This is a genomic window from Rhodanobacter sp. sgz306013 (assembly GCF_057031145.1).
The window spans coordinates 12,150-36,996 of the sequence record NZ_JBXCIJ010000002.1 but is presented as its reverse complement, the minus strand read 5'-3'; the positions used below and the strand labels follow the sequence as shown (position 1 = coordinate 36,996).

Sequence of the window (24,847 nt, the reverse complement as noted above, 5' to 3'; positions counted from 1 at the left end):
GGTCTTCATTGCCGGGTTTCCATGGACGCTCCGACCTCCGCCGCCGCGAACGACCCCGCCGCCCTGCTGGCGGCCGCGCCGCACCGGCCCCTGTTCCTTGCCGGCGCCGTGGCGGTGCTGTTGACGATGACCTGGTGGACGCTGGAGCTGGCTTCGTTGCGTTTCGGCTGGGCGCACTGGCCGCAGCCCACGATACCGCCGGTATGGGGGCACGCCATGCTGATCCAGTACGGCCTGTTCCCGCTCTTTATGTTCGGCTTCCTGATGACCACCTTCCCGCGCTGGATGGACGGGCCGCCGGTGCCGCCACGGCGCTACCTGCCGGTGGCGGGCGGCGTACTGGGCGGCTACGTGCTGGGCACGCTGGGCCTGCTCGGCCTGCCGCTGCTGCTGAAGCTGGGCATGCTGCTGATGCTGGCCGGGTACCTGGCGGGCGCGAGCACGCTGGCCGGCGTGCTGGCGAAGGCGGCGGACCGCAACCGGCACGGCTGGTCCTGCCTCGCGGCGTTCGGAGTGGGCACGCTGGGGCTGCTGTTGTTCCTCGCCTGGCTGCTGGTGCCCGGCGTGTCGCCTGACGTGCCGTGGCTGGCAGTGAAGCTGGGCACGTTCGGCTTCCTGTTGCCGGTGTACTTCACGGTCTGCCATCGCATGCTGCCGTTCTTCAGCAAGAACGTGGTGGCCGGCTATGCGATGTGGCGCCCAGCGTGGAGCCTCCCGGTGGCGTGGGCGCTGCTGCTGGCGCACGCCTTGCTGGACTGGGCCGGCCTGCCGCAATGGCTGTGGTCGTGCGACCTGCCGCTGGCCGCGCTGTTCGCCACGCACTGGCTGATGTGGAGGCCATGGCGCTGTCTGCACCCGGGCTTGCTCGGCGTGCTGCATATCGCCTTCACCTGGCTGCCGGTCGCCTTCGTGCTGTTCTGCGTGCAGGACCTGGTGCGGGCGACCGACGGCAGGACCGTGCTGGGGCTGGCGCCGCTGCACGCGTTGGCGATCGGCTTCTTCGGCTCGATGCTGGTGGCGATGGTGACCCGCGTCACCCACGGCCATTCCGGCCGCCCGCTGCGGATGCACCCGGTGCCGTGGTTGTGCTTCGTGCTGCTGCAGCTGGTGGCGTTCGTGCGCATCCGCGCCGAGCTGGGCGGCGACCGTTATCTGTGGCTGGTGATCGCCGGCGCGGGCTGGCTGCTGGCGTTCCTGCCGTGGGTTCTGCGGTCGGCGTGGATCTACCTCACGCCGCGCGCCGACGGCAGGCCGGGCTGAGGGCGCTTCGTGCAGGAGCTGATCGCGCCGTTTTACCCGTGGATCGTGCTGGCGCACCTGGTCTGCGCCATCGTGTTCGTGGGCGCGGCAGCGTTCGAGGTGTTCGCGCTGGAGGCGCTGCACAGGCGTTTCGACATCGCCGTCATGCAGCAGATCGAGTCCGCGGTGATGGCGCGGGTGCGCCGTTACATGCCGTTCGTGGTGTTGGTGTTGTTCGTCAGCGGCGGCATGCTGTTCGACCTGCGCTGCAACGGCATCCGCTGCATCGGCACGACGCGCTTCGGCTGGTTCCTGCTGCTGAAGCTGGTGCTCGCGCTAGGCGTGCTGGGCGTGTTCGTCAATGCGGTGGGGGCGGGTGCGCGCGGGAGGATGGGCGCCTGCCGCTTTCGCCATACGCACCGCATCGTGCTGGCCCTGATGGCGGCCATCGTCTTTCTGGCCAAGACCATGTTCTACTTGTAGGCCCTTTCCCCGGAGGTTTGCCATGTCCACAGTCCATTTCAAGGGTCAGCCGGTACGCGTCGACGGCAGTTTCCCGGCCCCCGGCAGCCAGGTGCCGGCGTTCCGCCTGGTCGGCGGCGACCTGTCCGAGGTCACGCTGGCGAACCACGCCGGCAAGCGCAAGGTGCTGAACATCTTCCCCAGCGTGGACACTGGTGTGTGTGCCGCCTCGGTGCGCCGTTTCAACGAACTGGCCGCGAAGCTCGACAACACCGTGGTGCTGTGCATTTCCGCCGACCTGCCATTCGCGCAGGGTCGTTTCTGCGGCGCCGAGGGCATCCAGAACGTGCAGATGCTGTCGCTGATGCGCGGGCGCGAGTTCCTCCGCGACTATGGCGTGGCGATCGCCGACGGCCCACTCGCCGGCCTGGCCGCCCGTGCGGTGCTGGTGCTGGACGCCCACGACAAGGTGATCCACGCGGAGCTGGTGGACGAGATCACGCATGAACCGGACTACGACGCGGCGCTGAAGGCGCTGGGCTGAGCGGCCCGCCGGCACAACCCGCCGAACTGAGTCAGCCCGTCGGATGACCGGCGGGCTGAGTCATGCGCGATGCCGCAGAAAATGCGACTCAGGAGCGAGTGCCCACCACCGGAATGCCGAGTGGCCGCGCGTCCAGCCGCTCAGGCAGCCCCATGCCCATGCGCAGGCTGCGGCCGATGCGGTCGGCGTAGTCCTGCATCCGTGCGGCATCGTCTTCGTCCAGCACTTCGCCCGTGGTCTCGCGCCACAGCTCCAGCCAGCGCGCGAAGTGCACCGCGCGGATCGCGGGCTGGCCGCGGTGCACGGCCATCGGGTTGCCGCGGTAGCTTTGCGCCCCCAGTGCCACCGAGCACCAGAAGCGGGTGAGCAACGCCTTGTGCTCGGGCCAGTCGTGCACGGCGGCGTTGAAGATCGGACCGATCGCGGGATCGGCGCGCACCTTGTCGTAGAAGCGGTCGACCAGCGCGGCGATGCGGGTTTCTTCGAGCGTGCTCATGGCTTGCTTGTCGTGCCTGTCGGGTCTTCGTCCGGAGGCATCGTTGCGTCTGCGGCGGGCTCGTCCAGCAGCGGCAGGATGCCGGGCGTGTCGAGGTCGTCGAACTGCTGATGGTTCACCGCCCAGAAGAACAGCGCCACGCCCACGACCACCACCAGGGCGGTCACCGGGATCAGCACCAGCAGGATGTTCATGCACCGAGCTCCAGTCGCGGTCCGTTGCCGTCGCGGCCTGCGCGCAACGCGTTCAGCACCACCGCCAGCGAACTGAGCGACATGCCGATGCCTGCCAGCCACGGCGGGACGTAACCGAAGGCGGCGAACGGAACCGCGCACAGATTGTAGGCCAGCGACCAGCGCCGGCCCTCTGCCACGATGCGTTGCACCTCGCCGGCGATGCTGCGGGCGCGGGCGAGGCCATGGAGGCCATCGTCCATCAGCAGCAGGTCGGCCTGCGCCTGGGCCAGGCCGGTGCCGCCGGCCAGCGCGGCGGAGACGTCGGCGCCGGCAAGGATAGGCGCGTCGTTGCTGCCGTCGCCCACCGCGAGCACCACGTGGCCCTGGGCGCGCAGCTCGCGCAGCCGGGCCAGCTTGTCGACCGGGCTCTGGCGCGCGCGCCAGTCGGCGATGCCGAGCATTCCGGCCAGGGCGGCCACGCGCTCGGGTGCGTCGCCGCTGGTGATGCAGGGCGTGATGCCGTCGGTGCGCAGCGCGTCCAGCGTGGCCTGGGCGTCGTGGCGCGGGCGCTCGGCGAGGCGAAAGACGGCGATGGAGCCTTCCGCGTCGGCCAGCAGCAGGGCGTCGCGCTGGCGTTCGGGGGCCAGCGCGTGGCCTGGGAACCTGGGCGGCAGAAGCCGTCCGGACTGCAAAGCCCTCTGCGCGGTCCATATTTCCGCCGTTTCTTGGCCCATAGCGACAGCTATGGGCCGGCGAATCGTCGAAAATCTGTCCTCGCGCAGAGGGCTTTTCGCCTCGAACGTTTCTGCCGCCCAGGCTCCCAGCGCGAAGTCGGCGCGGCCAAGGCGCAGCGCGCGTCCGGCTACCACGCCGCGCAGCCCGGCACCGGCCACGGCTTCGACCCGTTCGGCCTGCCGCGGGGGAACCAGCCGGCCGGCGGCATCGGCGAGTGCGCGGGCCAGCGGATGCGAGCTTTCGCGGGCCAGCGCGGTGGCCAGCGCCAGCACTTCCTCGCGTGTGTCGCCGCGCAGTGGTTCGATGCCGGCGAGTTCCAGCCGCGGCACGCCCAGCGTACCGGTCTTGTCGAACAGCGCGGTGTCGACCTGCGCCAGCCGCCTTAGCGCGGCGCTGTCGGTGACCAGCACGCCGCGGCGCGCCAGTGCGTTCAGCGCGCGGGTGAACGCGGCCGGCGCGGTGAGCGCGAACGCGCAGGGGCAGGCCACCACCAGCACGGCGAGCGCGGCGTCGAACGCACGCGCGGGATCGACCAGCAGCCAGCCCAGCGCGGTGAGCGCGGTGAGCAGCAGCACGCGGGCCACGAAGCGGGCGATGTCGCGGTCGCCGGCCATGGCGAAGCTGCGGGCTGAGCGTGCGCGGGCGGCCAGCGCGCCGATGCGCGCCACCGCGGTGGCCTCGCCGCCGTGTTCCACGCGCAGCAGTACCGGTCCGTCCAGCAGGACGCTGCCAGCCACCAGGCGTTCGCCGCGGTGACGCAGGACGGGTCGCGATTCGCCGCTGAGCAGGGCCTCGTCCAGCCGCGCCGAATCCGCTTCCAGCACGCCGTCTGCGGGCACGGTGGCGCCTTCGGCGACGTGCACGCGGTCGCCGGCGTGCAGCGTCAGCGCGGGTACGGTTTCCAGCGTGCCGTCGGCGGCGATGCGCTGCGCCAGCAACGGGGCGGCGTCGATCGCGGCGTCGCCCTGCGCATGGCCATGGTGGCGCGCACGCAACTCCACGTAGCGTGCGGCCAGCAGCAGGAACACGAACATGCTCACCGAGTCGAAGTAGATTTCGCCCGCGCCGCGCAGCGTGTTGAACGCGCTGGCGAGGAATACCAGCGCCACCGCCAGCGCCACCGGCAGGTGGATGCCGAGCCGGCGTTCGCGCAGCGCCTGCGCGGCGCCCGCGAAGAAGGGCCTGGCGGAATAGGCCACCACCGGGACGGCGGTGAGGAAGCCCAGCCAGCGGAACAGGCCGCGAGTGGTGAAATCAACGAAGTCGACCGCGCCAAGGTAGATCACCAAGGCATAGGCCATCACCTGCATCATGCACATGCCGGCGACCAGCAGGCGCTTCAGCGCGTCGTGCAGTTCGGCAGCGCGGACGTCGTCGGCATCGTCGTGGGGCAACGGCTGGGCCGGGCAATGCAGCGCCGCGCAGCGTTCCACCAGGGTCTCCAGCGAGAGCCGGCGTGCGTCCCACACCACGCGCAGGCGCCTGGCGGCGGGCAGGATGGCCACGCGCTCGATGCCGGGCAAGGCCCGGATCGCCTGCTCGAGCGCCAGTGCGCGGCGCGGTTCGGTCAGCGCGTCCACGCGCAGCGCCACTTCGCTGCGGCCGTCGCGCCGCGGCCGTAGTACCTGGGCGAGCAGCAGCGGATGGGCCCAGACGGCGTGCGCATTCATGGCGTGGCTGCGCGGTGGCTGCTGCGTGCGCTGGCGGGCACGCCGAACACGGTGTGCGGCGTTTCCAGCGGAATGTCGGCGCTGCGCGCGCTCGCCACGATGATCCACACGCAGCCCGCCAGCGAGGCGATGAACACGGCAATGCCCAGCCATAAGACCGGCTGCCGGTACCAAGGCCCGCCGGCCCTGGTTCGCGACGGTTCAGTCCGCGGCACCGACATCGGGATGCGACAGGTGGTAGACATAGGCTGCCAGCACGTGGATCTGCCCGGCGCTGAGGCGCTTGTCCCAGTTCGGCATGTGGCCCTGGCGACCGTCGTGGATGGTCTTGGTGATGTCTGCAAGCGTGCCGCCGTGCAGCCAGATGTGGTCGGTGAGGTTGGGCGCCCCCAGTGCCTGGTTGCCCTTGCCGTCGGGGCCGTGGCAGGCCGCACAGGTGCCCTTGAAGATGGGCTCGGCCGCCGCCGCCATCTTCGCGTCGTGTGGCGAGCCGGAGAGGCCGAGGACGTACTGCGCAAGGTTCTTCACGGTGCCCTCGCCAAGGCTTGCCCAGGGCGGCATCACGCCGGCGCGGCCGTCATGGATCGATGTGGTGATGTCCTTGCCGCTGCCGCCGTACAGCCAGTCCTGGTCGGTGAGGTCGGGTGCGCCGAGCTGCTGGTTGCCCTTGCCGCTGCGCTGGTGGCAGGCCGCGCAGTTGTCCTCGAACAGCACCTTGCCGAGCTGCTGTGCGGCAGGGTCGCCGGCCAGTTGCTCGGGCGCGTACAGCGCGAAGCGCTGCATCAGCGGCTCCAGCTTCGCCTCGTTGGCGGCCTGCTCGCCGGCCAGCTGGCCGTGCGAGGTCCAGCCCAGCGTGCCCTTGCGGTTGCCGAAGCCGGGGTAGAGCAGGAGGTAGATGAAGGCGGCCACGAACATCGCGCCGGAGAGCACGAGCCACCACATCGGCAGCCGCCGCACGCCTTCGCGCAGCACGCCGTGCGCCCACACGTGGCCGCTGGTGCCGTCGGGCCGGGTGGGGATCTTCGCGCGCGGCCCCCACAGGAACAGGAAGAAGGTGATGCCGAGATTCAGCACCACCAGGAACATCACCCACAACGACCAGCCGGTGCTCATCGCGCCCTCTCCCCTGTCGCGTCGTCGGCGGGCGGGTCGTCGTCCTGCATCGGCAGCTGCGCCATCCGGTCGAATACGGCTTTGTGGTACTTGCGCCAGGCCCAGATCCAGATGCCGACGAAGCTCAGCATCATCAGCACGATCATCACGCCCGCCAGGTGGCCCCAGAACGGACTCATGGCGCGCCTCCATCGCTGGCCGGCGTCGCGGCGACCGGTTCGTTCTTGATACCCAGGCCTTGCAGGTAGGCGATCAGTGCGTCCATCTCGGTCTTGCCCCTGACGGCCTCCGGCGCGGCGGCGATGTCGGCATCGCTGTACGGGTCGCCCAGCTTGCGCAGCACGCGCATGCGCGCCTGGATGTCGGCGCCGTCGATGCCGGCCTTCGCCAGCCAGGGGTAGCCGGGCATGTTGGACTGTGGCACCACGCTACGGGGGTCCATCAGGTGCATGCGCTGCCAGTCGTCGGAATACTTGCCGCCCACGCGGGCGAGGTCCGGCCCGGTGCGCTTGGAACCCCACTGGAACGGCCGGTCGTAGACCGACTCCTCGGCGGTGGAGTAGTGGCCGTAGCGCTGGGTCTCGAAGCGGAGCGCGCGGATCATCTGCGAGTGGCAGAGGTAGCAGCCCTCGCGCACGTAGACGTCCTTGCCCGCCAGCCGCAGCGGATCGTACGGATGCACGTTCGGCGGCGCCTTGAGCGAATGCGCCTCGACGAACAACGGGGTGATCTCGGCGAGTCCGCCCAGCGAAACCATGATCGCGATGCCGATGCCGAGCAGGCCGGCGTGCTTCTCGATCGCTTCGAAATGCCTGTAGGCCATGATTGAGTTCTATTTGAAGAGTGCGGCCATGGATGGCCGCTGGTGGACTTGCAGGATCGAGTTGCCTGTCCGCAGCGGAAAGCCGGTTGGAACAGCGATCACGGACGAGCGCACAAGGTGGACCCGTGCGGCCATGGATGGCCGCTGGTGGACTTGCGGGATCGAGTTGCCTATGCGCAGCGGTAAGCCGGTTGGAACAGCGATCACGGACGAGCGCATCAGACAGCAGCCAACGGCGCCGGGATCTGGTGGGGTTCCGGCTCCGGGATCGGCACCGGGATCGGCTTGATGATGCGGGCACGGGCATCGGCGGCGGTGTGCCACAGGTTCCACGCCATCACCCACATGCCCGAGAGGATCAGCACGCCGCCCAGCCATCGGACCAGGTACATCGGCTTGACCGCGATGAGGCTGTCCAGGAAGCCGTACTTCAGCGAGCCGTCGGGCAGGGTGGCGCGCCACATCTCGCCCTCGGTGACGCCGGCAGTCCACATCGCGCCGACGTACAGCAGGGTGCCGGCCATGTGCAGCCAGAAGTGCACGTTCATGCCACGCACCGAATGCATCGCCGGCCGGCCCAGCGCGCGCGGCGCCATCGCGTACAGCGAACCGATGGTGATCATCGCCACCCAGCCCAGCGAGCCGGAGTGCACGTGGGCGATCGTCCAGTCGGTGTAGTGCGACAGCGAGTTCACCGTCTTGATCGCCATCATCGAGCCTTCGAAGGTGGCGGCGGCGTAGAACACCAGCGCCATCACCATGAACTTCACTGCCGGGTCGCTCTTCACCTTGTGCCAGGAGCCGTTGAAGGTGAGCAGGCCGTTCGCCGCCGAACCCCAGCTCGGCATCAGCAGGACCAGCGAGAACGCCATGCCCACCGACTGCACCCAGTCGGGCAGGGCGGTGTACATCAGGTGGTGCGAGCCGGCCCACATGTAGACCGAGATCAGCGCCCAGAAATTGACGATGGAGAAGCGGTAGCTCCACAGTGGCTGCTGCGCCTGGCGCGGCACGAAGTAGTACATCATCCCGAGGAAGCCGGCGGTGAGGAAGAACGCCACCGCGTTGTGGCCGTACCACCACTCCACCATCGCGTCGACGGTGCCCGAGTAGATCGGATAGGACTTGGTCCACGACACCGGCAGCGACAGGTGGTTGACCACGTGCAGCAGGCCCACCGCGATGATGAAGGCGCCGTAGTACCAGTTCGCCACATAGATATGCTTGATGCGCCGGCGCGCCAGGGAACCGAAGAACACCACGCCGAAGCACACCCACACCACCGCGGTGAACAGCGCGATCCACCATTCCGGCTCGGCGTATTCCTTGCTGGTGGTGAGGCCCAGCGGCATCGACACCATGGCCAGCACGCAGACGATCTGCCAGCCCCAGAACGTGAAGCCGGCGAGCCGGTCGAAGGCCAGCCGGGCATGTCCGGTGCGCTGCACCACGTAGTAGCAGGTGCCCATCAGCGCGGAGCCGCCGAAGGCGAAGATGACGCCGAAGGTGTGGTCGGGGCGCAGCCGGCTGAAGGTGATCCAGGGCAGGTCGAAGTTCAGCGCAGGCCACATCAGCTCGGCGGCGATGTATACGCCCACCGACATGCCGACGACACCCCACACCGCGGCAGCGAGCAGGAACTGGCGTACAACCTTGTCGTTGTAGTACTCGGTATTGGGCATGGATGTCCCCGGTTTCGGTGCGCGCATTCTCCTGGGGGCCCGCGCGCGTCGCGCTGACCTGGATCAACATGCTGCGGCAATCTGCCTATGGCGCGGCGCCCTGATCCAGGTCATGGCCGGCGCCGCTGCGGCGGAAGATGCTGTGCGGGCGCGCAACCTGCGGTCGGAGCTGTGTCCCATGGCCCACGTCGTCACCGAGAACTGCATCAATTGCAAGCACACCGACTGCGTCGAGGTGTGCCCGGTGGACTGCTTCCACGAAGGGCCGAACTTCCTGGTGATCGACCCGGACGAATGCATCGACTGCACGCTGTGCGTGGAGGAATGCCCGGTGGGCGCGATCTTCCCCGAGCTCGACGTGCCGGCCGGGCAGGAGGGCTTCCTCGCGCTGAATGCCGAGCTGGCCAAGGTGTGGCCGGTAATCACCGCGAAGAAGCCTGCGCTGGCGGGCGCTCCGGAATGGGATGGCGTGCCCGACAAACTGCCGTTGCTCAAACGCTAGGAAAGCAGGGGAGACGGAAAAGCCCGCTTTCGCGGGCTTTTCCCTTTGAAGAGCGCGGCCATGGATGGCCGCCTGTTTGATGTTCGCGATCAGGGACGATCGCGCAGATTCAGCCTTACTTCGCCACCACGCGCACCATTTCCAGGCACTTGTTGCTGTAGCCCCACTCGTTGTCGTACCAGCTCACCAGCTTCACGAAGGTGGAGTCCAGCGCGATGCCGGCCTCGGCGTCGAACACCGAGGTGCAGGTCTCGCCGCGGAAGTCGGTGGCCACCACCTTGTCCTCGGTGTAGCCCAGCACGCCCTTCAGCGCGCCCTGGCTCTGCGCCTTCATCTCCGCGCAGATCTCCGCGTACGTGGCGGGTTTCTCCAGCTCGCAGGTGAGGTCGACCACCGAGACGTCCGAGGTCGGCACGCGGAAGCTCATGCCGGTGAGCTTCTTGTTGAGCTCGGGGATCACCACGCCCACGGCCTTCGCTGCGCCGGTGGAGGAGGGGATGATGTTCTCCAGGATGCCGCGGCCGCCGCGCCAATCCTTGTTGGACGGGCCGTCCACCGTCTTCTGGGTGGCGGTGGCGGCGTGCACGGTGGTCATCAGGCCGCGCTTGATGCCCCACTTGTCGTGCATCACCTTGGCAATGGGGGCCAGGCAGTTGGTGGTGCAGCTGGCGTTGGAGACGATCGCCTCGCCCTTGTAGGTCTTGTCGTTGACGCCGTAGACGAACATCGGCGTGTCGTCCTTGGACGGCGCGGACAGGATCACCTTCTTCGCGCCGGCGTCCAGGTGCTTCTGCGCGGTTTCCTTGGTGAGAAACAGGCCGGTGGATTCGATCACCACGTCGGCATCCACCTCGTTCCATTTCAGGTTGGCCGGATCACGCTCCTGGGTGAGGCGGATGCGGTTGCCATTGACCACCAGCTGCCCGTTCTCGATCGACACTTCGCCCTTGAAGCGGCCGTGCACGGAGTCGTAGCTCAGCATGTAGGCGAGGTAGTCCGGCTCCAGCAGGTCGTTGATCCCCACGATCTGGATGTCCTTGCCGAAGTTCTGCACCGCTGCACGCAGCACGTTGCGACCGATGCGGCCAAAGCCGTTGATGCCGACCTTGATGGTCATGGGGACATTTCCTCCGGTTCGATGACGGGCACGTGGCGGTCGGGAGCGGCCGCCGAAATGCGCATTCTAGCCGAAGCGTCCTGCAGCGGTCCGTGGGCTCAAGGCGCCGACAGCACGGCCTGCACGTGCGGTTCCAGCCAGGTCAGGCCGGCCGACCTGCCCGTGGCCAGCACGTCCTCGATGCGGCGGCCGTCGATCCAGCCGGCTTTCAGCGCCAGCAGCGCGGCCGCGCGCTGGCCGCTGGCGCAGTGGACCAGCATCGGCGCACCGCCGTGGGCCTCGACCGCTGCAGCGAGGGCTTCGGCGTTCGCGCGGGTCAGGTCCTGCGGGCCAGCCACCGGGATATGCACGTAGGCGAGACCCAGGTGCCGGGCCACGGCGGCTTCGTTCCAGCCCTGGGTTTCCGCCGCCGGACGCAGGTTGATCACGCAGCCGCCTGGGTTGGCCGTGGCGAATTCGGCGAGTTGGGTTTCGTCGGGCTGGCCGCCGCAGAACAGGCGGGTTTCCGGACAGCGCTGGTTGGGCAGATAGTCGGTCATGGCGGGTACGCGGGATCGGATTGACTTTTAAATTAGAAAAAACTAATGTAATTGTCAAGCATCCCAGGCCACGGACCATGCAGCCGAACGTCATCCCCTTCCGTCACGAGGACACCGCCACCTGGACCTACCTGGTGCATGCGCCGGGCGATGCGGCCGCGGCGGTGATCGATCCGGTGCTGGATTTCGACGCGGCCTCCGGCGAGGTGCGCGGCGAGAGCGCGGCGAAGCTGCTGGCGGCGGCCGCGGCCGCGCACCTGCGCATCGAGTGGATACTGGAAACCCATGCACACGCCGACCACTTGTCGGCCGCGGCCTGGCTGCGCGAACGCACCGGTGCGCGGGTGGCGATCGGCGCGGGCATCGTTGGCGTGCAGCAAACCTTCAAGGAGCGCCTGAACCTGGACGACGACGCCTTGGCCGCCGACGGCAGGCAGTTCGATCGCCTGCTGGCCGATGGCGAGCAGCTGCACATCGGCAGTCTGCCGGTACAGGCGCTGGCCACGCCGGGGCATACCCCGGACAGCATGAGCTACCTGATCGGCGATGCGGTCTTCGTGGGAGACACGCTGTTCTCGCCGGCCAGCGGTTCGGCGCGCTGTGATTTTCCGGGCGGCGATGCGCACGCGCTGTACCACTCGGTGCAGCGGCTCTATGGCCTGCCGGCGACGCGAATGTTCCTCTGCCACGATTACCCGCCGGCCGGCGTCACGGCGCGTGCGGAAATCCCGATCGACGAGCAGCGCGCGCAGAACATCCACTTGCATGAAGGCATCGACGAAGCCGCGTTCGTGGCCATGCGCACCAGGCGCGACGCTTCGCTGGCGGTACCGCGGCTGCTGTGGCCCGCGCTGCAGGTCAATATCCGCGCCGGGCGGCTGCCGCCGGCGGAGTCCAACGGCACAAGCTATTTGCGGCTGCCGGTGCGATTGCGCGACGGCGGCGCGCACAGCGGCGCCTGATCCGTGGCGCAATAGATGTCGTAGAGCGTGGCGATGATCTGCTCGGTAGGCCCGTGCTCGAGCGCGTACCAGATTGTCTGCGATTCACGCCGGGTGCTTACCAGCCCTTCGTCGCGCAGCTTGGCCAGGTGCTGCGACAGCGCCGACTGGCTCAGGTCCGGCAACTGCTCGTTGATCTGACCCACCGACATTTCCTGCTCCACCAGCAGGCACAGCACGCGCAGGCGCTGCGGATTGCCCAGCGCCTTCAACAGCCGCGACGCCTCCTCGGCGCGCTCGCGCATGGCGGTCAGGTCGTGCTTGGCGGGTGTCGGCATGGCGCCCTCTGGAACGGATCCCATGGTTTCGGTGCTTGACTTTAGCACAATCATCTAATTAAGATAAATCTAATTTAGATATGTTTTTAGAAAGCGCTGATTGACCTGCATCAGCGACCGGCACGGACATCGGCCCATGCTGGGATCGGCGAGGAGGAATGCGTCATGGCGAAGATCGTGATACTGGGCGCGGGACTCGGCGGCACGGCCGCCGCGTACGAAATCAAGGCGGCGCTGGGAACGGCGCACGAGGTGACCCTGGTCGGCGACGGGCCGTATTTCCAGTTCACCCCGTCCAATCCCTGGGTCGCCGTGGGTTGGCGCAAGCCGGAGCAGATCCGGGTAGCGGTGGCGGAGCCGATGCGCCGCCATGGCATCCATTTCGTCGACGTGCCGGCGACGGCGGTAGAGCCGGCGCAGAACCGGCTGCGTCTGGCGGATGGCCGCGAGCTTGCCTACGACTACCTGGTGATCGCCACCGGCCCGCGGCTGGCCTTCGACGAGGTGCCGGGCCTGGGGCCTGGCGGCGGCCACACCCATTCGATCTGCACCGGCGGCCACGCGGAGGAAACCTGGCAGGCCTACCAGGCCCTGCTGGAGCGGCCCGGCCCGGTGGTGGTCGGCGCGGCGCCCGGCGCCAGCTGCTTCGGCCCGGCCTACGAATTCGCGATGATCGTCGACGCCGATCTGCGCCGGCGCCGGTTGCGCGACCGCGTGCCGATCACCTACGTCACTCCCGAGCCCTACATCGGCCACCTGGGGCTGGGCGGGGTGGGCGATTCGAAGGGCCTGCTGGAATCGGCGCTGCGCGAGCGAGACATCCGCTGGGTGGCCAACGCACGCGTCACCGCGGCGGAACCCGGCAAGCTGCTGCTGGAGGAACTGGACGCCGCCGGCACCGCGAAGGCCCGCGAGCTGCCGTTCGCGCTCGCCATGCTGCTGCCTGCCTTCACCGGCATTCCCGCCGTGCGCGGCGTCGAGGGGCTGGTCAATCCGCGGGGCTTCGTGCTGATCGACGAGCACCAGCGCAACCCTGCCTGGCGCAACGTGTTCGCCGCCGGCGTGTGCGTGGCGATCCCGCCGGTGGAAGCCACGCCGGTGCCCACCGGCGCGCCAAAGACCGGCTTCATGATCGAGTCGATGGTGAGCGCGATCGCGGCAAACCTGCGCGACGACCTGGCCGGCAAGCCGGCAGAGGCGCGTGCCACCTGGAACGCGGTCTGCCTGGCCGACATGGGCGACACAGGCGCGGCGTTCGTGGCGCTGCCGCAGATCCCGCCGCGCAACGTGACCTGGACGCGCATGGGCCGATGGGTGCACCTGGCCAAGCTGGCGTTCGAGCGCTACCACCTGCGCAAGGTGCGCACCGGCAACACCCATCCGATCTACGAGCGCGCGGTGCTGAAGTTCCTGCGCATCGCCGCGCTGAAACAGGATGCGGGGCAACGCTGACCCGCGACACCAGACCAACCGGAGCAATTCCATGAACATCGACCGCGCCGTCCTCGGCTTTGCCGGAACCATGATCCTTGCCAGCGTGGCGCTGGCGTACTTCGTCTCGCCGTACTGGCTGTGGCTGGCGGTGTTCGTGGGCGCCAACCTGCTGCAGTCTTCCTTCAGCGGCTTTTGCCCGCTGGCGCGCATCCTCGCCCGGTTCGGCATGCAGCCCGGCTGCGCCTTCCCGCGCCGCTCCTGAATGCACCGGAACCGCGCCGTGAAATACGCCCTCCCGCAGTTCGTCCCTATCCTGCTGGCCGCCATGCTGGCTGCCTGCGGCGGCCGGCCGGCCGTGCCCGCCGCCAGCCATGCCGACGCACCGCCCCTCGCCACGCTGACAGTGGCCGCAGGCACCGCGTCTGGCCAGCAACGCTGGGACGGCACGGTGGAGGCGGTCGACGCGGCGGTGCTCACCGCGCAGACCAATGCCCGCGTGCTGGCGTTGCCGTACGACGTGGGCGACACGGTGAAGCAGGGCGACGTGCTGGTGCGCTTCACCGACGTCGAGCAGCTGTCCGCCCAGCGTGCCGCCCAGGCGCAGATCGCCGCGGCCAAGGCGACCCTGGTGGTGGCCGAGGCGAATTACCGGCGTTACGCGGCGTTGCTGCCGCAGGGCTACGTTTCCAGGGCCGCGTACGACCAGGCGTCGGCCGAGCGCAATGCCGCCAAGGCGCAGCTCGACGCCGCACAGCAGCAGTGGCGCGGGGTGGGTGCCCAGCAGGATTACACCGTGGTGCGCGCGCCGTTCGACGGCGTGGTCACGAAGCGTTACGTACAGGTGGGCGAGGCGGTGGCCGGTCCGCCGTTCCCGCAGCAGCTCATCGCCGTCGCCTCGCTCGCGCAGCTGCGCGTGGAAGCGAAGCTGCCACAGGCGGTGGCCGAGGCGCTGCGCAACCGGGGCCACGCCGAGGTGCTGGCCGACGGCGGCCGCCGCATCACGGCCTCCAGGCTCACCGTGTTTCCGGTGGCCGACCCGGCGACGCACACGGTGGCGGTGCGGCTGGAACTGCCGCCCGGCACCCGCGGCCTGTATCCGGGCATGACGGTCAAGCTCGCCTTCGCCGGTGCCGACGCGGGCCAGGCTGCCGGCGTGGGCCCGCTGTCGGTACCCGCAAGCGCGCTGGTGCAGCGTGGCGAATTGACCGGCGTGTACGTGGTCGGCGGCCACGACGTGTCGCTGCGCCAGCTGCGCGTCGGCGACGTGCAGGGCGACCGCGCGACGGTGCTGGCGGGGCTCGCAGCCGGCGAACGCATCGCCGCCGATCCCGATGCTGCCGCACGCTGGCTGATCGCCCAGCGCGGCAAGGGGACGCCGTGAGCGCGCCGGGCCTGTCCTTCGCGGGACGCATCGCGCGCATCTCCCAGTCCTCGCCATTGACCCCGGTGCTGGCGCTGGCGGCGCTGCTGCTCGGCCTGGCCGCGATGGCGATCACGCCACGCGAGGAAGAGCCGCAGATCGACGTCACCATGGCCAACGTCACGGTGCCGTTCCCCGGCGCCTCGGTGCACGACGTCGAGAACCTGGTGACCTATCCCCTGGAGCAGAAGCTCTCCGAGCTGCAGGGCGTGAAGCACGTCTATTCGGTGAGCCGGCCCGGCGTGGCCGTGCTCACGGTGGAATACGAAGTGGGCGTGCCGCGGCAGACCGCCATCGTGCGGCTGTACAACCAGATCTACCAGAACCGCGACTTCGTGCCCGCGAGCCTCGGCGTGGGCCAGCCGCTGGTGCGGCCGATGGGCATCGACGACGTGCCGGTGATGGCGCTTACGCTGTGGAGCGACCGTCCGGACACCGGCCCGGTGCAGCTCGCCGAGGTGGCGCGCACGCTGGAGACGGAGCTCAAGCGTGTTCCCGGCACGCGCGACGTGTACACCATCGGTGCGCCGGAGCGCGCCGTGGTGGTGGAGCTCGATCCCGGCAAGCTCGCCGCCTACGGCATGGGCGTGGGCGACCTGGTGAACGCGCTCAAGGCCGCCAACGTGGTGGCGCAGGCCGGTGACCAGGTGGCGGCCAACCGCGACCTGCCGGTCACGGCGGGCAGCTTCCTCGCAAGCGCCGGCGACGTGGCGAACCTGGTGATCGGCCTCAAGGACGGCGCGCCCGTGCATCTCTCCGACGTGGCCAGCATCCATCGCGGCGCCGACCTGCCGGCCAGCTACGCCTGGTTCGGCACTCCCGCGGGCAAGCCCGGCCCGGCCACCGGCAACGCACCGGCCGTCACCATCGCTGTCGCCAAGAAGGCTGGCAGCAACGCCGCCGACATCACCACGGCGATCCGCGCGCGGCTGCAGGCGTTGCGCAACACCGACATACCCGCCGGCGTGCATGTGGCGGTGACCCGCGACTACGGCCAGACCGCCACCGCCAAGGCCGACAGCCTGCTGCTGCACCTGCTGCTGGCCACACTGTCGGTAGTGCTGCTGGTGGTGTTCGCGCTGGGCTGGCGCGAGGGCGTGGTGGTGGGCAGCGCGGTGATCATCACCCTGGCGCTGACCTTGTTCGCGTCGTGGGCAATGGGCTTCACCATCAACCGCGTCTCGCTGTTCGCGCTGATCTTCTCCATCGGCATCCTGGTGGACGACGCCATCGTGGTGGTGGAGAACATCCATCGGCACATGGCGCTGGGCGGTACCAGCCTGCGCGAGGCGATCCCCGAGGCGGTGAGCGAAGTGGGCGGTCCCACCATCCTGGCCACCTTCACGGTGATCGCCGCGTTGCTGCCGATGGCCTTCGTGTCGGGGCTGATGGGACCGTACATGCGGCCGATCCCGATCAACGCCTCGGCCGGCATGCTGCTGTCGCTGGCGGTGGCGCTGGTGGTGACGCCCTGGCTGGCGCTGCGCCTGTTGCGCCGCCACGCGCATGAGGGAACGGGCGGGGCGGGCGTCGCCGCGCACGAGGCCGCGGGCGGCCGGACGCTGCGCCTGTTCCAGCGCGTGCTGCGGCCGTTCCTCGAAGGCGCGCGCGCAGGTCGTCGACGGCGCCTGCTGTTCGCCGGGATGGGCCTGCTGGTGCTGGGCTCGGTGGGCTTGGTGGTGGCCCGGGTGGTGATCCTGAAGATGCTGCCGTTCGACAACAAGAGCGAATTCGAACTGGTGGTGGACATGCCCGCGGGCAGCACGCTGCAGCGCACCGACCAGCTGCTGCACGAGCTGGCCGCACAGGTGGCCGCGATTCCCGAGGTCGAGGACTGGCAGGGCTACGCCGGCACCGCCGCGCCGATCACCTTCAACGGCCTGGTGCGCCAGTACTACCTGCGCCAGGGACCGCTGGTCGGCGACCTGCAGGTGAACCTGGTGGACAAGGACGCGCGCCACCGCCAGAGCCACCAGATCGCGCTGGCGGCGCGCCCCGCGCTGGCGAAGATCGCGGCCCGCTACGGCGCCTCGCTGAAGGTGGTGGAAGTGCCGCCCGGCCCGCCGGTGATGGCGCCCATCGTCGCCGAGGTCTACGGGTCGGACGCGCGCGCCATTCGCACGGCGGCGCTGCAGCTGGAACGGATGTTCCGCGCCGACCCCGACATCGTCGACGTGGACACCAGCGAGGAAGCCGACGCGCCGCGCGCCGTGGTGACGGTAGACCGCGAGCGCGCCGCGCGGCTGGGCCTCAGCCAGGCGGCTGTCGTGCAGGCCCTGCGCACCGCACTGTCCGGCGACGACGCCACCTATCTCATGGACGGCCATGCCCGCCGTGCCGTGCCGGTGCGCCTGCGCCTGCCCGCCGGCGACCAGGCCGGCATGGATCGGCTGCTGGCCCTGCGCGTGCGCGCCCAGGGCGGGGCCCTGGTACCGCTCTCGGCGGTGGCGAGCGTGCACGAAGCGGGCTGGGAGGATGCCGTCTACCACAAGGACCTGCTGCCCTACGCCACCGTCACCGGCGATGACGCCGGCAGCACCGACAGCCCGCTCTACGGCATGTTCGCGCTGGTGGGCAAGCTCGCGCACGCCAGGCTCGACGGCCAGTCCGTGTCCCAGTCCTTCATCCGCCAGCCGGCGGACACCACCGGCGTGGCGGTGAAATGGGATGGCGAATGGCAGATCACCTACGAAACCTTCCGCGACATGGGGCTGGCCTACCTCGGCGGGCTGGTGCTGATCTACCTGCTGGTGGTGGGGCAGTTCCGCAGCTATCTGGTGCCGCTCATCATCATGGCGCCGATCCCGCTCACAGTGATCGGCGTCATGCCCGGTCACGCCCTGTTCGGCGCGCAGTACACCGCCACGTCGATGATCGGCATGATCGCGCTGGCCGGCATCATCGTGCGCAACTCGATCCTACTGATCGACTTCGTCAACCATGCCCTGGCTGCCGGGCGGCCGCTGGCCGACGCCGTGGTCGACGCGGCGGCGGTGCGTGCCAAGCCGATCATGCTGACCGCGCTGGCGGCGATGCTGGGCGGCTTCTTCATCCTCGACGATCCGATCTTCCAGGGCCTGGCCGTGTCGCTGATCTTCGGCATCCTGGTGTCGACCGTGCTGACGCTGGCGGTGATCCCGCTGCTGTACTACGCGTGGCTGTCGCGGCGGGTGCCGGCGGGACTTCCGGCCGATGCGTGAGTGCAGGATGGTGGCAGGATAGGCGGTCCCCGACCGCCGAGGTGTTCCCCTGTGCCGTTCCGCCGCCGCCTGCTTGCCGCCGTCCTCTGTACCGTGTTCCTCGCTCCCGCCGCCCAGGCCTGGGGTCCGCTGGGCCACAGCATCGTCGCTGCGCTGGCGCAGCGGCACCTGAGCCCTGCCGCCGAGGCCGAGGTGGAGCGCCTGCTGGCGGCGGACCACACCACCCAGCTGGCCGACGTCGCCAGCTGGGCCGACCAGATCCAGGACGATCCGGCACAGGCCGCGCTGTGGCAGCAGACGCGCAAGCTGCACTACATCAACTTTCGCGGCGGCCCGGGCTGCGACTACGTGCCGCCGCGCGACTGCCGCGACGGCGAGTGCGTGGTGGGTGGGCTGGCGCATTACGTGGCGATCCTCGGAGACAAGTCCCAGCCGGATGCGGCCCGCCTCGAAGCGCTGAAATTCGTGGTGCATTTCATGGGCGACGAGCACCAGCCGCTGCACGCGGGCTACCGCGACGACCTCGGCGGCAACAAGTACCAGGTGCAGTTCGAGGGCAAGGGCAGCAACCTGCACAAGGTCTGGGACTCCGGCATGCTGAAGACGCGCGGCCTGGACTGGCAGGCGTACGCGGCAAAACTCGACGCCGAGGGCCCGGTGTCGCTGCCACCGCCGATCGCGCCGCTGGATGATCCCTACGCACAGTGGGCTGAAGAGTCCTGCCGCATCACCGCCCGGCCGGGCTTCTATCCGGGCGGCCACACGATCGGCCAGGCCTACGTCGACGCCGAGCTGCCGCAGGCCGAGAACCGGCTGCGCATCGCCGGGCGCCGGCTGGCCGAGGTGCTCAACCTCGCTTTGACGAACTGAGACATTGGACGAAGCATTACATACGAATGCAGGCTGGCGCGGCGTCCGGCATCTGTTAGCCTCCACGGCAGTTGACCGCATTCAGACGTCCATAGCCCATCAGGCCCCCGCATGACCAATACGCCGCTACGCCGCACCAAGATCGTCGCCACCCTGGGCCCCGCCACCGACGCGCCGGGCATGCTCGAGAGCATCATCGCCAACGGCGTTGACGTCGTTCGCCTCAATCTTTCACACGGCCAGCCGGACGACCACCGCGCCCGCGCCGCCGCGGTGAAGGCCGCGGCCGCCGCCGCCGGCCGCGAGGTGGGCGTGCTGGCCGACCTGCAAGGCCCCAAGATCCGCGTGGAGAAGTTCGCTAGCGGCCCGATCCAGCTCGAGGTCGGCCAGCCCTTCGTGCTGGATTGCCGCGCCGATGCGCCGCCCGGCGACATCAGCCGCGTTGGCGTGAGCTACCTGGGCCTGCCGCAGGACGTGCGGCCCGGCGACGTGCTGCTGCTGGACGACGGCCTGGTCGCACTCACCGTGAACGAGGTGGCCGGCACCGAGATCCGCTGCACCGTGCTGGTGGGCGGCAAGTTGTCGGACCGCAAGGGCCTCAACCGCCAGGGGGGCGGGCTGTCCGTCTCCGCGCTGTCGGACAAGGACAAGGCCGACATCAAGCTGGCCGCCGAGATCGGCGCGGATTTTCTCGCCGTTTCCTTCGTGCGCTCGGCCGAGGACATGCACCAGGCGCGGCGGCTGCTGGAAGAGGCCGGCGGCAGCGCCGCGCTGGTTTCCAAGATCGAGCGCGCCGATGCGATCCCCGTGCTGGGCGAGATCATCGATGCCTCCGACGTGGTGATGGTCGCGCGTGGCGACCTCGGTGTGGAAATCGGCGACGCCGAGCTGCCCGGACTGCAGAAGAAGATCATCCGCGAGACGGTGCAGCGCAACCGCGCGGTGATCACCGCCACGCAGATGCTGCAGTCGATGGTGCGCTCGCCGATCCCAACCCGCGCCGAGGTGCTGGATGTGGCGAACGCGGTGATCGACGGCACCGATGCAGTGATGCTGTCCGAGGAAACGGCCGCCGGCGCCCATCCGGACAAGGCGGTGGCCGCGATGGCGCGCATCTGCCTGGGCGCCGAGCGCCAGTTCGAGCCGAAGGAGGACCTGGTCAACGGCGGCCCCCGGCTCAGCCGTACCGACCAGGCCATCGCCCTGGCCGCGATGGTGCTGGCCGGCCAGCTCGGCGTGCGCGCGATCGTGGCGCTCACCGAATCCGGCGCCACCGCGCAATGGCTGTCGCGCTACCGCAGTGCCGTGCCGATCTACGGCCTGTCGCCGTTCTCCGCCTCGCGGCGGCGCATGCAGGTATTGCGCGACGTGCGGGCGGTGGAGTTCAGCCACGGCGAGAACCAGAGCATGGCTTCCGCCACCCGCGCCGCGGTGCGCCTGCTGTTCGGGCAGGGCAAGCTGGCCGAGGGCGATAGCGTGGTCATCACCTACGGCGACCGGGTGGGCCATGTGGGCGGGACCAATACGCTGAAGCTGCTGGCGGTGGGCGCGGGCGGCGCGGTGGACAGCTTGCGCGATCTTTGACCGTTGCGTACGCAGCGGCACGGGGAATGGCAGTGAAGACCACGCTCTACACGGTACTGTGCGTTGCCGTTCGTCTGGGCGCGGTCTTGATGGCCGTTGGGTTATTCGAGCGCTTGCCGGTGTTCCTGTGGCAGTCGCCGGAAGGCGGGTTCGCACTCGATGCCGTGCTGCTCGCCCTGTTCGGTCTGCTGGTGGCGGGAGCGCTCTGGCTGTGGCCAGGCATCCTCGCCGGCTGGGCCGTCGGTCAGCGTGGTCACGAATCACTCGAGATCGGACTGAGCGCCGATGCTCTGATGACAGTGGCGTTGGCCGTGACCGGCGCGATCCTGGTCGTGTCGGGCGTGGCGGGCTGCCTTGGGCACGGCCTCTCCATGCTGTTTTTCAAAAGCCGGCTGGCCGACCCATCCACCGGCCTGCTGCCGGTGGCGGAATGGCACTGGCTGATTTTCTATCTCGTGCAGACGGCAGGCGGTCTCGCGCTGATGCTGGGTGCTCACGGGTTTGCGGGCTTGATATGGCGCCTGCGTGCCCATCCGGTCCGGTCGGAGGCAGCCGGTGACGACGGGATCACGCCGCGCGACTAGACTGTCGTCGTCCCCAACTCCAACGGAGCATCCGCCATGAACCCGTGCGCCCGTCGCCTGATCCGTCCCCTGCTGCTGGTCTCGGCCTTGGCCTGCGCCACGCCGGTACTGGCGCAGGCGAACAAGGTCGATCCGCAGGATCTGTACCACTACTGGATCCGGCTCAACACCAAGGTGAACGTCGACATGCCCAATTCGGGGCTGAACCTCACCAAGCCCGGCTGTGTCGCGGTGACCTACGAGATCGGCTCCGACGGGGTGCCGATGCATGTGCAAGTGGCCAAGGTGGAACCCAAGAGCGACCTCGGTTCCGCCGCGCTGTCCGCAGTGAAGAACTTCCGCTACGGGCCCTCGCTGACCAACAAGATCGGGCAGCCGATCGCGACTTATTACATCGTGCCGTTCAACTCGCCGGACGATGCGGCGGCGCGGCAGAAGCTCATGGACGCCTGCAAGCTGCCCGGCTACGGCCACTGAGCCTCGCCCGGGGCCGGTCCTGCGGGTCCTGGCGGTTCCGTTATAATCTGCGGCTTTAACCATGCTGCCCCGGCCCGGGGTGGCGCCCACCCCGAGCGGGCCGGTATCGCCTCGCTGTACGGAGCCGTCATGAGTATTGAAGATCTCGAAAGCGTAGCCCTCGCCATGGTTGCCCCCGGCAAGGGCATCATCGCCATCGACGAGTCGACCAACACCATCAAGAAGCGATTCGAGGCCGTCGGCATCGAGAATACCGAGGAGAACCGCCGCGCCTACCGCGAGCTGCTGCTCACCACGCCGGGCCTGAACGAACACATCTCCGGCGCGATCCTCTACGACGAGACGATCCGGCAGTCCACCAAGGACGGCGTGCCGTTCACCCAGGTGATGAAGAAGGCCGGCATCATTCCCGGCATCAAGGTCGACAAGGGCCCGGTGCCGCTGGCCGGCTTCCCCGGCGACGTGGTCACCGAGGGCCTGGACGGCCTGCGTCCGCGCCTGGAGGAGTACGCCCGGCTGGGCGCCCAGTTCTGCAAGTGGCGCGCGGTGATCAACATCTCCGAGGACAACCCCAGCTCCACCGCGATCGAGGCGAACTGCCACGCGCTGGCCCGCTACGCCGCGCTGTGCCAGGAAGCCGGCCTGGTGCCGATGGTCGAGCCGGAAGTGATCATGGACGGCGACCACAGCATCGAGGTGAGCTACGAGGTCCACGAGGCGGTGCTGCGCAGCCTGTTCAACGCGCTGTACGAACAGAACGTGATGCTGGAAGGCACCATCCTGAAGGTCAGCATGGTGATACCGGGCAAGGATTCTTCCGAGCAGGCCGACGTCGAGGAAGTCGCCGAGGCGACCGTGCGCGTGCTGAAGACCTGTGTGCCCGCTTCGCTGCCCGGCATCGTGTTCCTCTCCGGCGGCCAGACCGACGAGCAGTCGACCGCCCACCTCAATGCGATGAACCGCATCGGCCCGCATCCGTGGCCGCTGTCGTTCTCCTACGGCCGCGCCATGCAGCAGGCCGCGCTGAAGCTGTGGGCGAAGGACATGAATGCCAACTACGCCGAGGCGCAGAAGACCGTGCACGCCCGTGCCAGGGACAACGGCTTGGCCGCGCTGGGCCGCTGGAACGGCTGAAGGTTGCATTCCCGCGGTCGACCGGAATCGCGATTCGAAAAAGAACGGGCGCCTCGCGGCGCCCGTTCTGCTTTTGCCTCGATGGATCGTCGGATCAGAAGCGGAATTCCGCGCTGGCCGAGATCATGTCGGTGCTGAGGTCGACATTGTGCTTCTTCGCGTCGAAGTAGTCGTAGTTCAGGCCCACGCTCACGTTCTGCGTGATGTTGTAGCCGACACCGGCGCCGGCGTACCAGCTGTTGTCGCTCAGGCCCTTGTTGATCGGGTTGACATCGTTGCTCATGCCGTGGCCGGTCCAGCTGTAGAGGCCGGCGCGGCCGCTGAGGTACCAGTTCGGGCTGAGATCGACATGGGCGTTCGCGCCGGCGGTCCAGCCGTGCAGCTGGGACTTGCCGGGGGCGATCACCGGCGAGCTGTTGAAGATGTTCTTCGCGCGGATGTTGCCCAGGTCGTTGTAACCCACCTCGGCGCCCAGCGAGAAGTTCGGCGTGAACGACCAGCGGTAGCCGCCGTTCAGCGCATAACCGGTGTCGTGGCCGTTGTACGGCCCCTTGTCGATGGCGGTGCGGCCCACGTTGCCGTTGATGAACCAGCCGCCGTTGTCGGCCGGCGCGCTTTGCGCGAAGGCGGCGGGAATGGCCAGCATGCCGGCGGAGGCGAGAGCGAGGGCGATCAAGGTCTTTTTCATGGAGAGTCTCCTGTTATTGGGAAAGCGGCGGCCGGTCCTGGGGAATGGAGCGGCGGCGCGTGCCTGGCGCTGGGGAAATCACCGGGCACCTTCCTTGGATGGTTGCGCATCCAAAAAGATTCAATACTTGTTAGTTCACTATTAAGTGGCGATTAATTATCCAGACAAGCTACTGATCGGAAAGAGGAACGGGCGGCAAGGTTCCGCCCGTTCCGGATCAGGCCGGGCAAGCGTCGAAACGACTCAGAAGCGGTATTCGGCGCTCAGCGAGTACTTGCTGGTGGCCAGCTGCACGCGCTGCTCGCCGTTGTCGGAACCCGCGTAGTAGTCGTAGTTCGCACCCAGGCTCCAGTTCTGGCTGAGGTTGTAGCCCACGCCTGCACCCGCGTAGTACTTGGTGCGGTTGTACTGGCGGAATTCCGGGTTCGCCCCGCTGGTGATGCCTTCACCCTGGGCATAGAACAGGCCGCCGCGCAGCTCGCCGTACCAGTTCGGGTTGAAGCTGTAGCGCAGATCCACGCCGGCCGTGCTGCCGCGCAGCTTGGACTTGCTGTTGCCGGCGATCTGGTCGGCGTACTGGCTCTGGGCGGACAGCCGGCCCAGCCACTGGTAGCCCACTTCCACCCCCAGCGAGGTCGCGGGGGTGATGGCGAAGCGGTAGCCGCCCTTCACGCCGCCGGCGAACTTGCCGTCGTCATAAGAGCCCTTGCTGACATTGGCATAGCCGGCGTCGGCGCTGACGTACCAACCCTGCTGGGCATTGGCGGCGGCCGGGGCCTGGTCCTGGGCGAAGGCGGCGGGGACGGCGACGAAGCCGGCGGCAGCCAGGGTGAGAGCGAGCACTGTCTTTTTCATGGGGAATTCCTCTTGTTATGGTCAGTCCGCGGCGCCTCGGGGAAAGGTGATGCCGCGGCTCGGCAACCGCTCGTGGGCGGCGCCGGGGCATTGAACGGCGCGCCGGCTGAAGGAATTCAATACCGATAAGTTCAGAATTAAGTGCAGGTTAATGTCAAGACACGGGTCGGCTCGTCCGCGATGGCGGCGCGACAGCTTCGGGCGGATCGGCGACAATGCCTGTT

27 protein-coding genes are annotated in these 24,847 nt (G+C 68.7%); 14 read left to right on the top strand and 13 right to left on the bottom strand.

Annotated features, from left to right (window positions below; translation table 11 throughout):
• Nucleotides 1-21 precede the first annotated feature (21 nt).
• Genes AC2EWF_RS05180 through tpx form a run of 3 tightly spaced genes read left to right on the top strand, consistent with a single transcriptional unit; the run spans nucleotide 22 to nucleotide 2,245 of the window.
• The gene (locus AC2EWF_RS05180) at nucleotides 22-1,260 is read left to right on the top strand and encodes an NnrS family protein (protein WP_483638304.1); all 1,239 of its coding nucleotides are present in this window, start codon (nucleotides 22-24) and stop codon (nucleotides 1,258-1,260) included.
• A 9-nt stretch (nucleotides 1,261-1,269) separates the two neighbouring features.
• Entirely contained in the window at nucleotides 1,270-1,722 is a 453-nt protein-coding gene (locus AC2EWF_RS05175) for a CopD family copper resistance protein (RefSeq protein ID WP_483638303.1), read from the top strand.
• A 22-nt stretch (nucleotides 1,723-1,744) separates the two neighbouring features.
• Nucleotides 1,745-2,245, top strand: a complete 501-nt coding sequence (gene tpx, locus AC2EWF_RS05170; protein ID WP_483638302.1) for a thiol peroxidase — start codon at nucleotides 1,745-1,747, stop codon at nucleotides 2,243-2,245.
• Nucleotides 2,246-2,333: 88 nt separating this feature from the next.
• Here tpx and AC2EWF_RS05165 read toward each other — a convergent pair whose 3' ends face one another.
• The 8 genes from AC2EWF_RS05165 to ccoN form a co-directional block, all read right to left on the bottom strand.
• Nucleotides 2,334-2,741, bottom strand: coding sequence for a group III truncated hemoglobin (locus AC2EWF_RS05165; protein WP_483638301.1), 408 nt, complete (start codon nucleotides 2,739-2,741; stop codon nucleotides 2,334-2,336).
• Complete coding sequence (gene ccoS, locus AC2EWF_RS05160) at nucleotides 2,738-2,935, bottom strand: cbb3-type cytochrome oxidase assembly protein CcoS (protein WP_483638300.1); 198 nt, start codon at nucleotides 2,933-2,935, stop codon at nucleotides 2,738-2,740. Before ccoS ends, AC2EWF_RS05165 begins: the two co-directional genes overlap by 4 nt.
• The gene (locus AC2EWF_RS05155) at nucleotides 2,932-5,322 is read right to left on the bottom strand and encodes a heavy metal translocating P-type ATPase (protein ID WP_483638299.1); all 2,391 of its coding nucleotides are present in this window, start codon (nucleotides 5,320-5,322) and stop codon (nucleotides 2,932-2,934) included. The genes ccoS and AC2EWF_RS05155 overlap by 4 nt, the downstream gene beginning before the upstream one ends.
• Nucleotides 5,319-5,459: a hypothetical protein gene (locus AC2EWF_RS05150; RefSeq protein WP_483638298.1), complete on the bottom strand. Its 141-nt coding sequence runs from the start codon at nucleotides 5,457-5,459 to the stop codon at nucleotides 5,319-5,321. Before AC2EWF_RS05150 ends, AC2EWF_RS05155 begins: the two co-directional genes overlap by 4 nt.
• A 64-nt stretch (nucleotides 5,460-5,523) precedes the next feature.
• A complete protein-coding gene (ccoP, locus tag AC2EWF_RS05145) occupies nucleotides 5,524-6,435 on the bottom strand; it encodes a cytochrome-c oxidase, cbb3-type subunit III (protein ID WP_483638297.1) in 912 nt (303 codons plus the stop codon).
• On the bottom strand, nucleotides 6,432-6,614 hold the full coding sequence (locus AC2EWF_RS05140) for a cbb3-type cytochrome oxidase subunit 3 (RefSeq protein WP_483638296.1): 183 nt from the start codon (nucleotides 6,612-6,614) through the stop codon (nucleotides 6,432-6,434). The genes ccoP and AC2EWF_RS05140 overlap by 4 nt, the downstream gene beginning before the upstream one ends.
• Complete coding sequence (gene ccoO / locus AC2EWF_RS05135; protein ID WP_483638295.1) at nucleotides 6,611-7,258, bottom strand: cytochrome-c oxidase, cbb3-type subunit II; 648 nt, start codon at nucleotides 7,256-7,258, stop codon at nucleotides 6,611-6,613. The genes AC2EWF_RS05140 and ccoO overlap by 4 nt, the downstream gene beginning before the upstream one ends.
• A gap of 218 nt (nucleotides 7,259-7,476) precedes the next feature.
• On the bottom strand, nucleotides 7,477-8,940 hold the full coding sequence (gene ccoN / locus AC2EWF_RS05130) for a cytochrome-c oxidase, cbb3-type subunit I (protein WP_483638294.1): 1,464 nt from the start codon (nucleotides 8,938-8,940) through the stop codon (nucleotides 7,477-7,479).
• A 178-nt stretch (nucleotides 8,941-9,118) separates the two neighbouring features.
• On the opposite strand from ccoN, the gene fdxA reads away from it, so the two are divergent.
• Entirely contained in the window at nucleotides 9,119-9,442 is a 324-nt protein-coding gene (gene fdxA, locus AC2EWF_RS05125) for a ferredoxin FdxA (protein ID WP_483638293.1), read from the top strand.
• 115 nt (nucleotides 9,443-9,557) lie between these two features.
• On the opposite strand, the gene gap is transcribed toward fdxA, so the two are convergent.
• Both gap and AC2EWF_RS05115 read right to left on the bottom strand, forming a co-directional pair.
• Complete coding sequence (gap, locus tag AC2EWF_RS05120) at nucleotides 9,558-10,559, bottom strand: type I glyceraldehyde-3-phosphate dehydrogenase (RefSeq protein ID WP_483638292.1); 1,002 nt, start codon at nucleotides 10,557-10,559, stop codon at nucleotides 9,558-9,560.
• Nucleotides 10,560-10,657: 98 nt separating this feature from the next.
• On the bottom strand, nucleotides 10,658-11,098 hold the full coding sequence (locus AC2EWF_RS05115; protein WP_483638291.1) for a beta-lactamase hydrolase domain-containing protein: 441 nt from the start codon (nucleotides 11,096-11,098) through the stop codon (nucleotides 10,658-10,660).
• Nucleotides 11,099-11,175: 77 nt separating this feature from the next.
• Between AC2EWF_RS05115 and AC2EWF_RS05110 the strand changes: the two genes are divergently transcribed.
• Nucleotides 11,176-12,060, top strand: a complete 885-nt coding sequence (locus AC2EWF_RS05110) for an MBL fold metallo-hydrolase (RefSeq protein WP_483638290.1) — start codon at nucleotides 11,176-11,178, stop codon at nucleotides 12,058-12,060.
• On the opposite strand, the gene AC2EWF_RS05105 is transcribed toward AC2EWF_RS05110, so the two are convergent.
• The gene (locus AC2EWF_RS05105; RefSeq protein WP_483638289.1) at nucleotides 12,006-12,377 is read right to left on the bottom strand and encodes an ArsR/SmtB family transcription factor; all 372 of its coding nucleotides are present in this window, start codon (nucleotides 12,375-12,377) and stop codon (nucleotides 12,006-12,008) included. The two genes, AC2EWF_RS05110 and AC2EWF_RS05105, sit on opposite strands and share 55 nt — an antisense overlap.
• Nucleotides 12,378-12,542: 165 nt before the next feature.
• Here AC2EWF_RS05105 and AC2EWF_RS05100 point away from each other — a divergent pair, with 165 nt between their 5' ends.
• The 9 genes from AC2EWF_RS05100 to AC2EWF_RS05060 all read left to right on the top strand — a co-directional run bounded on the left by AC2EWF_RS05100 (nucleotide 12,543) and on the right by AC2EWF_RS05060 (nucleotide 23,080).
• The gene (locus AC2EWF_RS05100) at nucleotides 12,543-13,829 is read left to right on the top strand and encodes an NAD(P)/FAD-dependent oxidoreductase (protein WP_483638288.1); all 1,287 of its coding nucleotides are present in this window, start codon (nucleotides 12,543-12,545) and stop codon (nucleotides 13,827-13,829) included.
• 31 nt (nucleotides 13,830-13,860) lie between these two features.
• Nucleotides 13,861-14,073, top strand: a complete 213-nt coding sequence (locus AC2EWF_RS05095) for a YgaP family membrane protein (protein WP_483638287.1) — start codon at nucleotides 13,861-13,863, stop codon at nucleotides 14,071-14,073.
• Between the two features lie 18 nt (nucleotides 14,074-14,091).
• Complete coding sequence (locus AC2EWF_RS05090) at nucleotides 14,092-15,192, top strand: efflux RND transporter periplasmic adaptor subunit (RefSeq protein WP_483638286.1); 1,101 nt, start codon at nucleotides 14,092-14,094, stop codon at nucleotides 15,190-15,192.
• Nucleotides 15,189-18,431 carry an efflux RND transporter permease subunit gene (locus AC2EWF_RS05085; RefSeq protein ID WP_483638285.1) on the top strand — a complete coding sequence of 1,081 codons (3,243 nt, stop codon included), beginning with the start codon at nucleotides 15,189-15,191 and terminating at the stop codon, nucleotides 18,429-18,431. The genes AC2EWF_RS05090 and AC2EWF_RS05085 overlap by 4 nt, the downstream gene beginning before the upstream one ends.
• 51 nt (nucleotides 18,432-18,482) lie before the next feature.
• Nucleotides 18,483-19,301, top strand: a complete 819-nt coding sequence (locus tag AC2EWF_RS05080; RefSeq protein WP_483638284.1) for a S1/P1 nuclease — start codon at nucleotides 18,483-18,485, stop codon at nucleotides 19,299-19,301.
• A 111-nt stretch (nucleotides 19,302-19,412) separates the two neighbouring features.
• Nucleotides 19,413-20,885: a pyruvate kinase gene (gene pyk, locus AC2EWF_RS05075; RefSeq protein ID WP_483638283.1), complete on the top strand. Its 1,473-nt coding sequence runs from the start codon at nucleotides 19,413-19,415 to the stop codon at nucleotides 20,883-20,885.
• A gap of 32 nt (nucleotides 20,886-20,917) precedes the next feature.
• The gene (locus AC2EWF_RS05070; protein ID WP_483638282.1) at nucleotides 20,918-21,469 is read left to right on the top strand and encodes a hypothetical protein; all 552 of its coding nucleotides are present in this window, start codon (nucleotides 20,918-20,920) and stop codon (nucleotides 21,467-21,469) included.
• Nucleotides 21,470-21,505: 36 nt separating this feature from the next.
• Nucleotides 21,506-21,946: an energy transducer TonB gene (locus AC2EWF_RS05065; protein WP_483638281.1), complete on the top strand. Its 441-nt coding sequence runs from the start codon at nucleotides 21,506-21,508 to the stop codon at nucleotides 21,944-21,946.
• A gap of 129 nt (nucleotides 21,947-22,075) precedes the next feature.
• Nucleotides 22,076-23,080 (top strand): class I fructose-bisphosphate aldolase, encoded by a 1,005-nt coding sequence (locus AC2EWF_RS05060; RefSeq protein WP_483638280.1) that lies wholly within the window; start codon nucleotides 22,076-22,078, stop codon nucleotides 23,078-23,080.
• A 94-nt stretch (nucleotides 23,081-23,174) separates the two neighbouring features.
• Here the strand turns inward: AC2EWF_RS05060 and AC2EWF_RS05055 are convergent, their stop codons facing one another.
• Nucleotides 23,175-23,768: an outer membrane protein gene (locus AC2EWF_RS05055; RefSeq protein ID WP_483638279.1), complete on the bottom strand. Its 594-nt coding sequence runs from the start codon at nucleotides 23,766-23,768 to the stop codon at nucleotides 23,175-23,177.
• Nucleotides 23,769-24,011: 243 nt separating this feature from the next.
• Entirely contained in the window at nucleotides 24,012-24,623 is a 612-nt protein-coding gene (locus AC2EWF_RS05050; RefSeq protein ID WP_483638278.1) for an outer membrane beta-barrel protein, read from the bottom strand.
• Nucleotides 24,624-24,847: the final 224 nt, after the last annotated feature.

Coding starts and splice junctions, on each gene's coding strand:
- ccoN (WP_483638294.1), bottom strand. CDS start 8,940: ATGCCCAATACCGAGTACTACAACGACAAGGTTGTACGCCAGTTCCTG.
- AC2EWF_RS05105 (WP_483638289.1), bottom strand. CDS start 12,377: ATGCCGACACCCGCCAAGCACGACCTGACCGCCATGCGCGAGCGCGCC.
- AC2EWF_RS05115 (WP_483638291.1), bottom strand. CDS start 11,098: ATGACCGACTATCTGCCCAACCAGCGCTGTCCGGAAACCCGCCTGTTC.
- AC2EWF_RS05165 (WP_483638301.1), bottom strand. CDS start 2,741: ATGAGCACGCTCGAAGAAACCCGCATCGCCGCGCTGGTCGACCGCTTC.
- ccoO (WP_483638295.1), bottom strand. CDS start 7,258: ATGGCCTACAGGCATTTCGAAGCGATCGAGAAGCACGCCGGCCTGCTC.
- gap (WP_483638292.1), bottom strand. CDS start 10,559: ATGACCATCAAGGTCGGCATCAACGGCTTTGGCCGCATCGGTCGCAAC.
- fdxA (WP_483638293.1), top strand. CDS start 9,119: ATGGCCCACGTCGTCACCGAGAACTGCATCAATTGCAAGCACACCGAC.
- AC2EWF_RS05100 (WP_483638288.1), top strand. CDS start 12,543: ATGGCGAAGATCGTGATACTGGGCGCGGGACTCGGCGGCACGGCCGCC.
- ccoS (WP_483638300.1), bottom strand. CDS start 2,935: ATGAACATCCTGCTGGTGCTGATCCCGGTGACCGCCCTGGTGGTGGTC.
- AC2EWF_RS05180 (WP_483638304.1), top strand. CDS start 22: ATGGACGCTCCGACCTCCGCCGCCGCGAACGACCCCGCCGCCCTGCTG.
- AC2EWF_RS05055 (WP_483638279.1), bottom strand. CDS start 23,768: ATGAAAAAGACCTTGATCGCCCTCGCTCTCGCCTCCGCCGGCATGCTG.
- AC2EWF_RS05060 (WP_483638280.1), top strand. CDS start 22,076: ATGAGTATTGAAGATCTCGAAAGCGTAGCCCTCGCCATGGTTGCCCCC.
- pyk (WP_483638283.1), top strand. CDS start 19,413: ATGACCAATACGCCGCTACGCCGCACCAAGATCGTCGCCACCCTGGGC.
- ccoP (WP_483638297.1), bottom strand. CDS start 6,435: ATGAGCACCGGCTGGTCGTTGTGGGTGATGTTCCTGGTGGTGCTGAAT.
- AC2EWF_RS05155 (WP_483638299.1), bottom strand. CDS start 5,322: ATGAATGCGCACGCCGTCTGGGCCCATCCGCTGCTGCTCGCCCAGGTA.
- AC2EWF_RS05050 (WP_483638278.1), bottom strand. CDS start 24,623: ATGAAAAAGACAGTGCTCGCTCTCACCCTGGCTGCCGCCGGCTTCGTC.
- AC2EWF_RS05110 (WP_483638290.1), top strand. CDS start 11,176: ATGCAGCCGAACGTCATCCCCTTCCGTCACGAGGACACCGCCACCTGG.
- AC2EWF_RS05065 (WP_483638281.1), top strand. CDS start 21,506: ATGAACCCGTGCGCCCGTCGCCTGATCCGTCCCCTGCTGCTGGTCTCG.
- AC2EWF_RS05095 (WP_483638287.1), top strand. CDS start 13,861: ATGAACATCGACCGCGCCGTCCTCGGCTTTGCCGGAACCATGATCCTT.
- tpx (WP_483638302.1), top strand. CDS start 1,745: ATGTCCACAGTCCATTTCAAGGGTCAGCCGGTACGCGTCGACGGCAGT.
- AC2EWF_RS05140 (WP_483638296.1), bottom strand. CDS start 6,614: ATGAGTCCGTTCTGGGGCCACCTGGCGGGCGTGATGATCGTGCTGATG.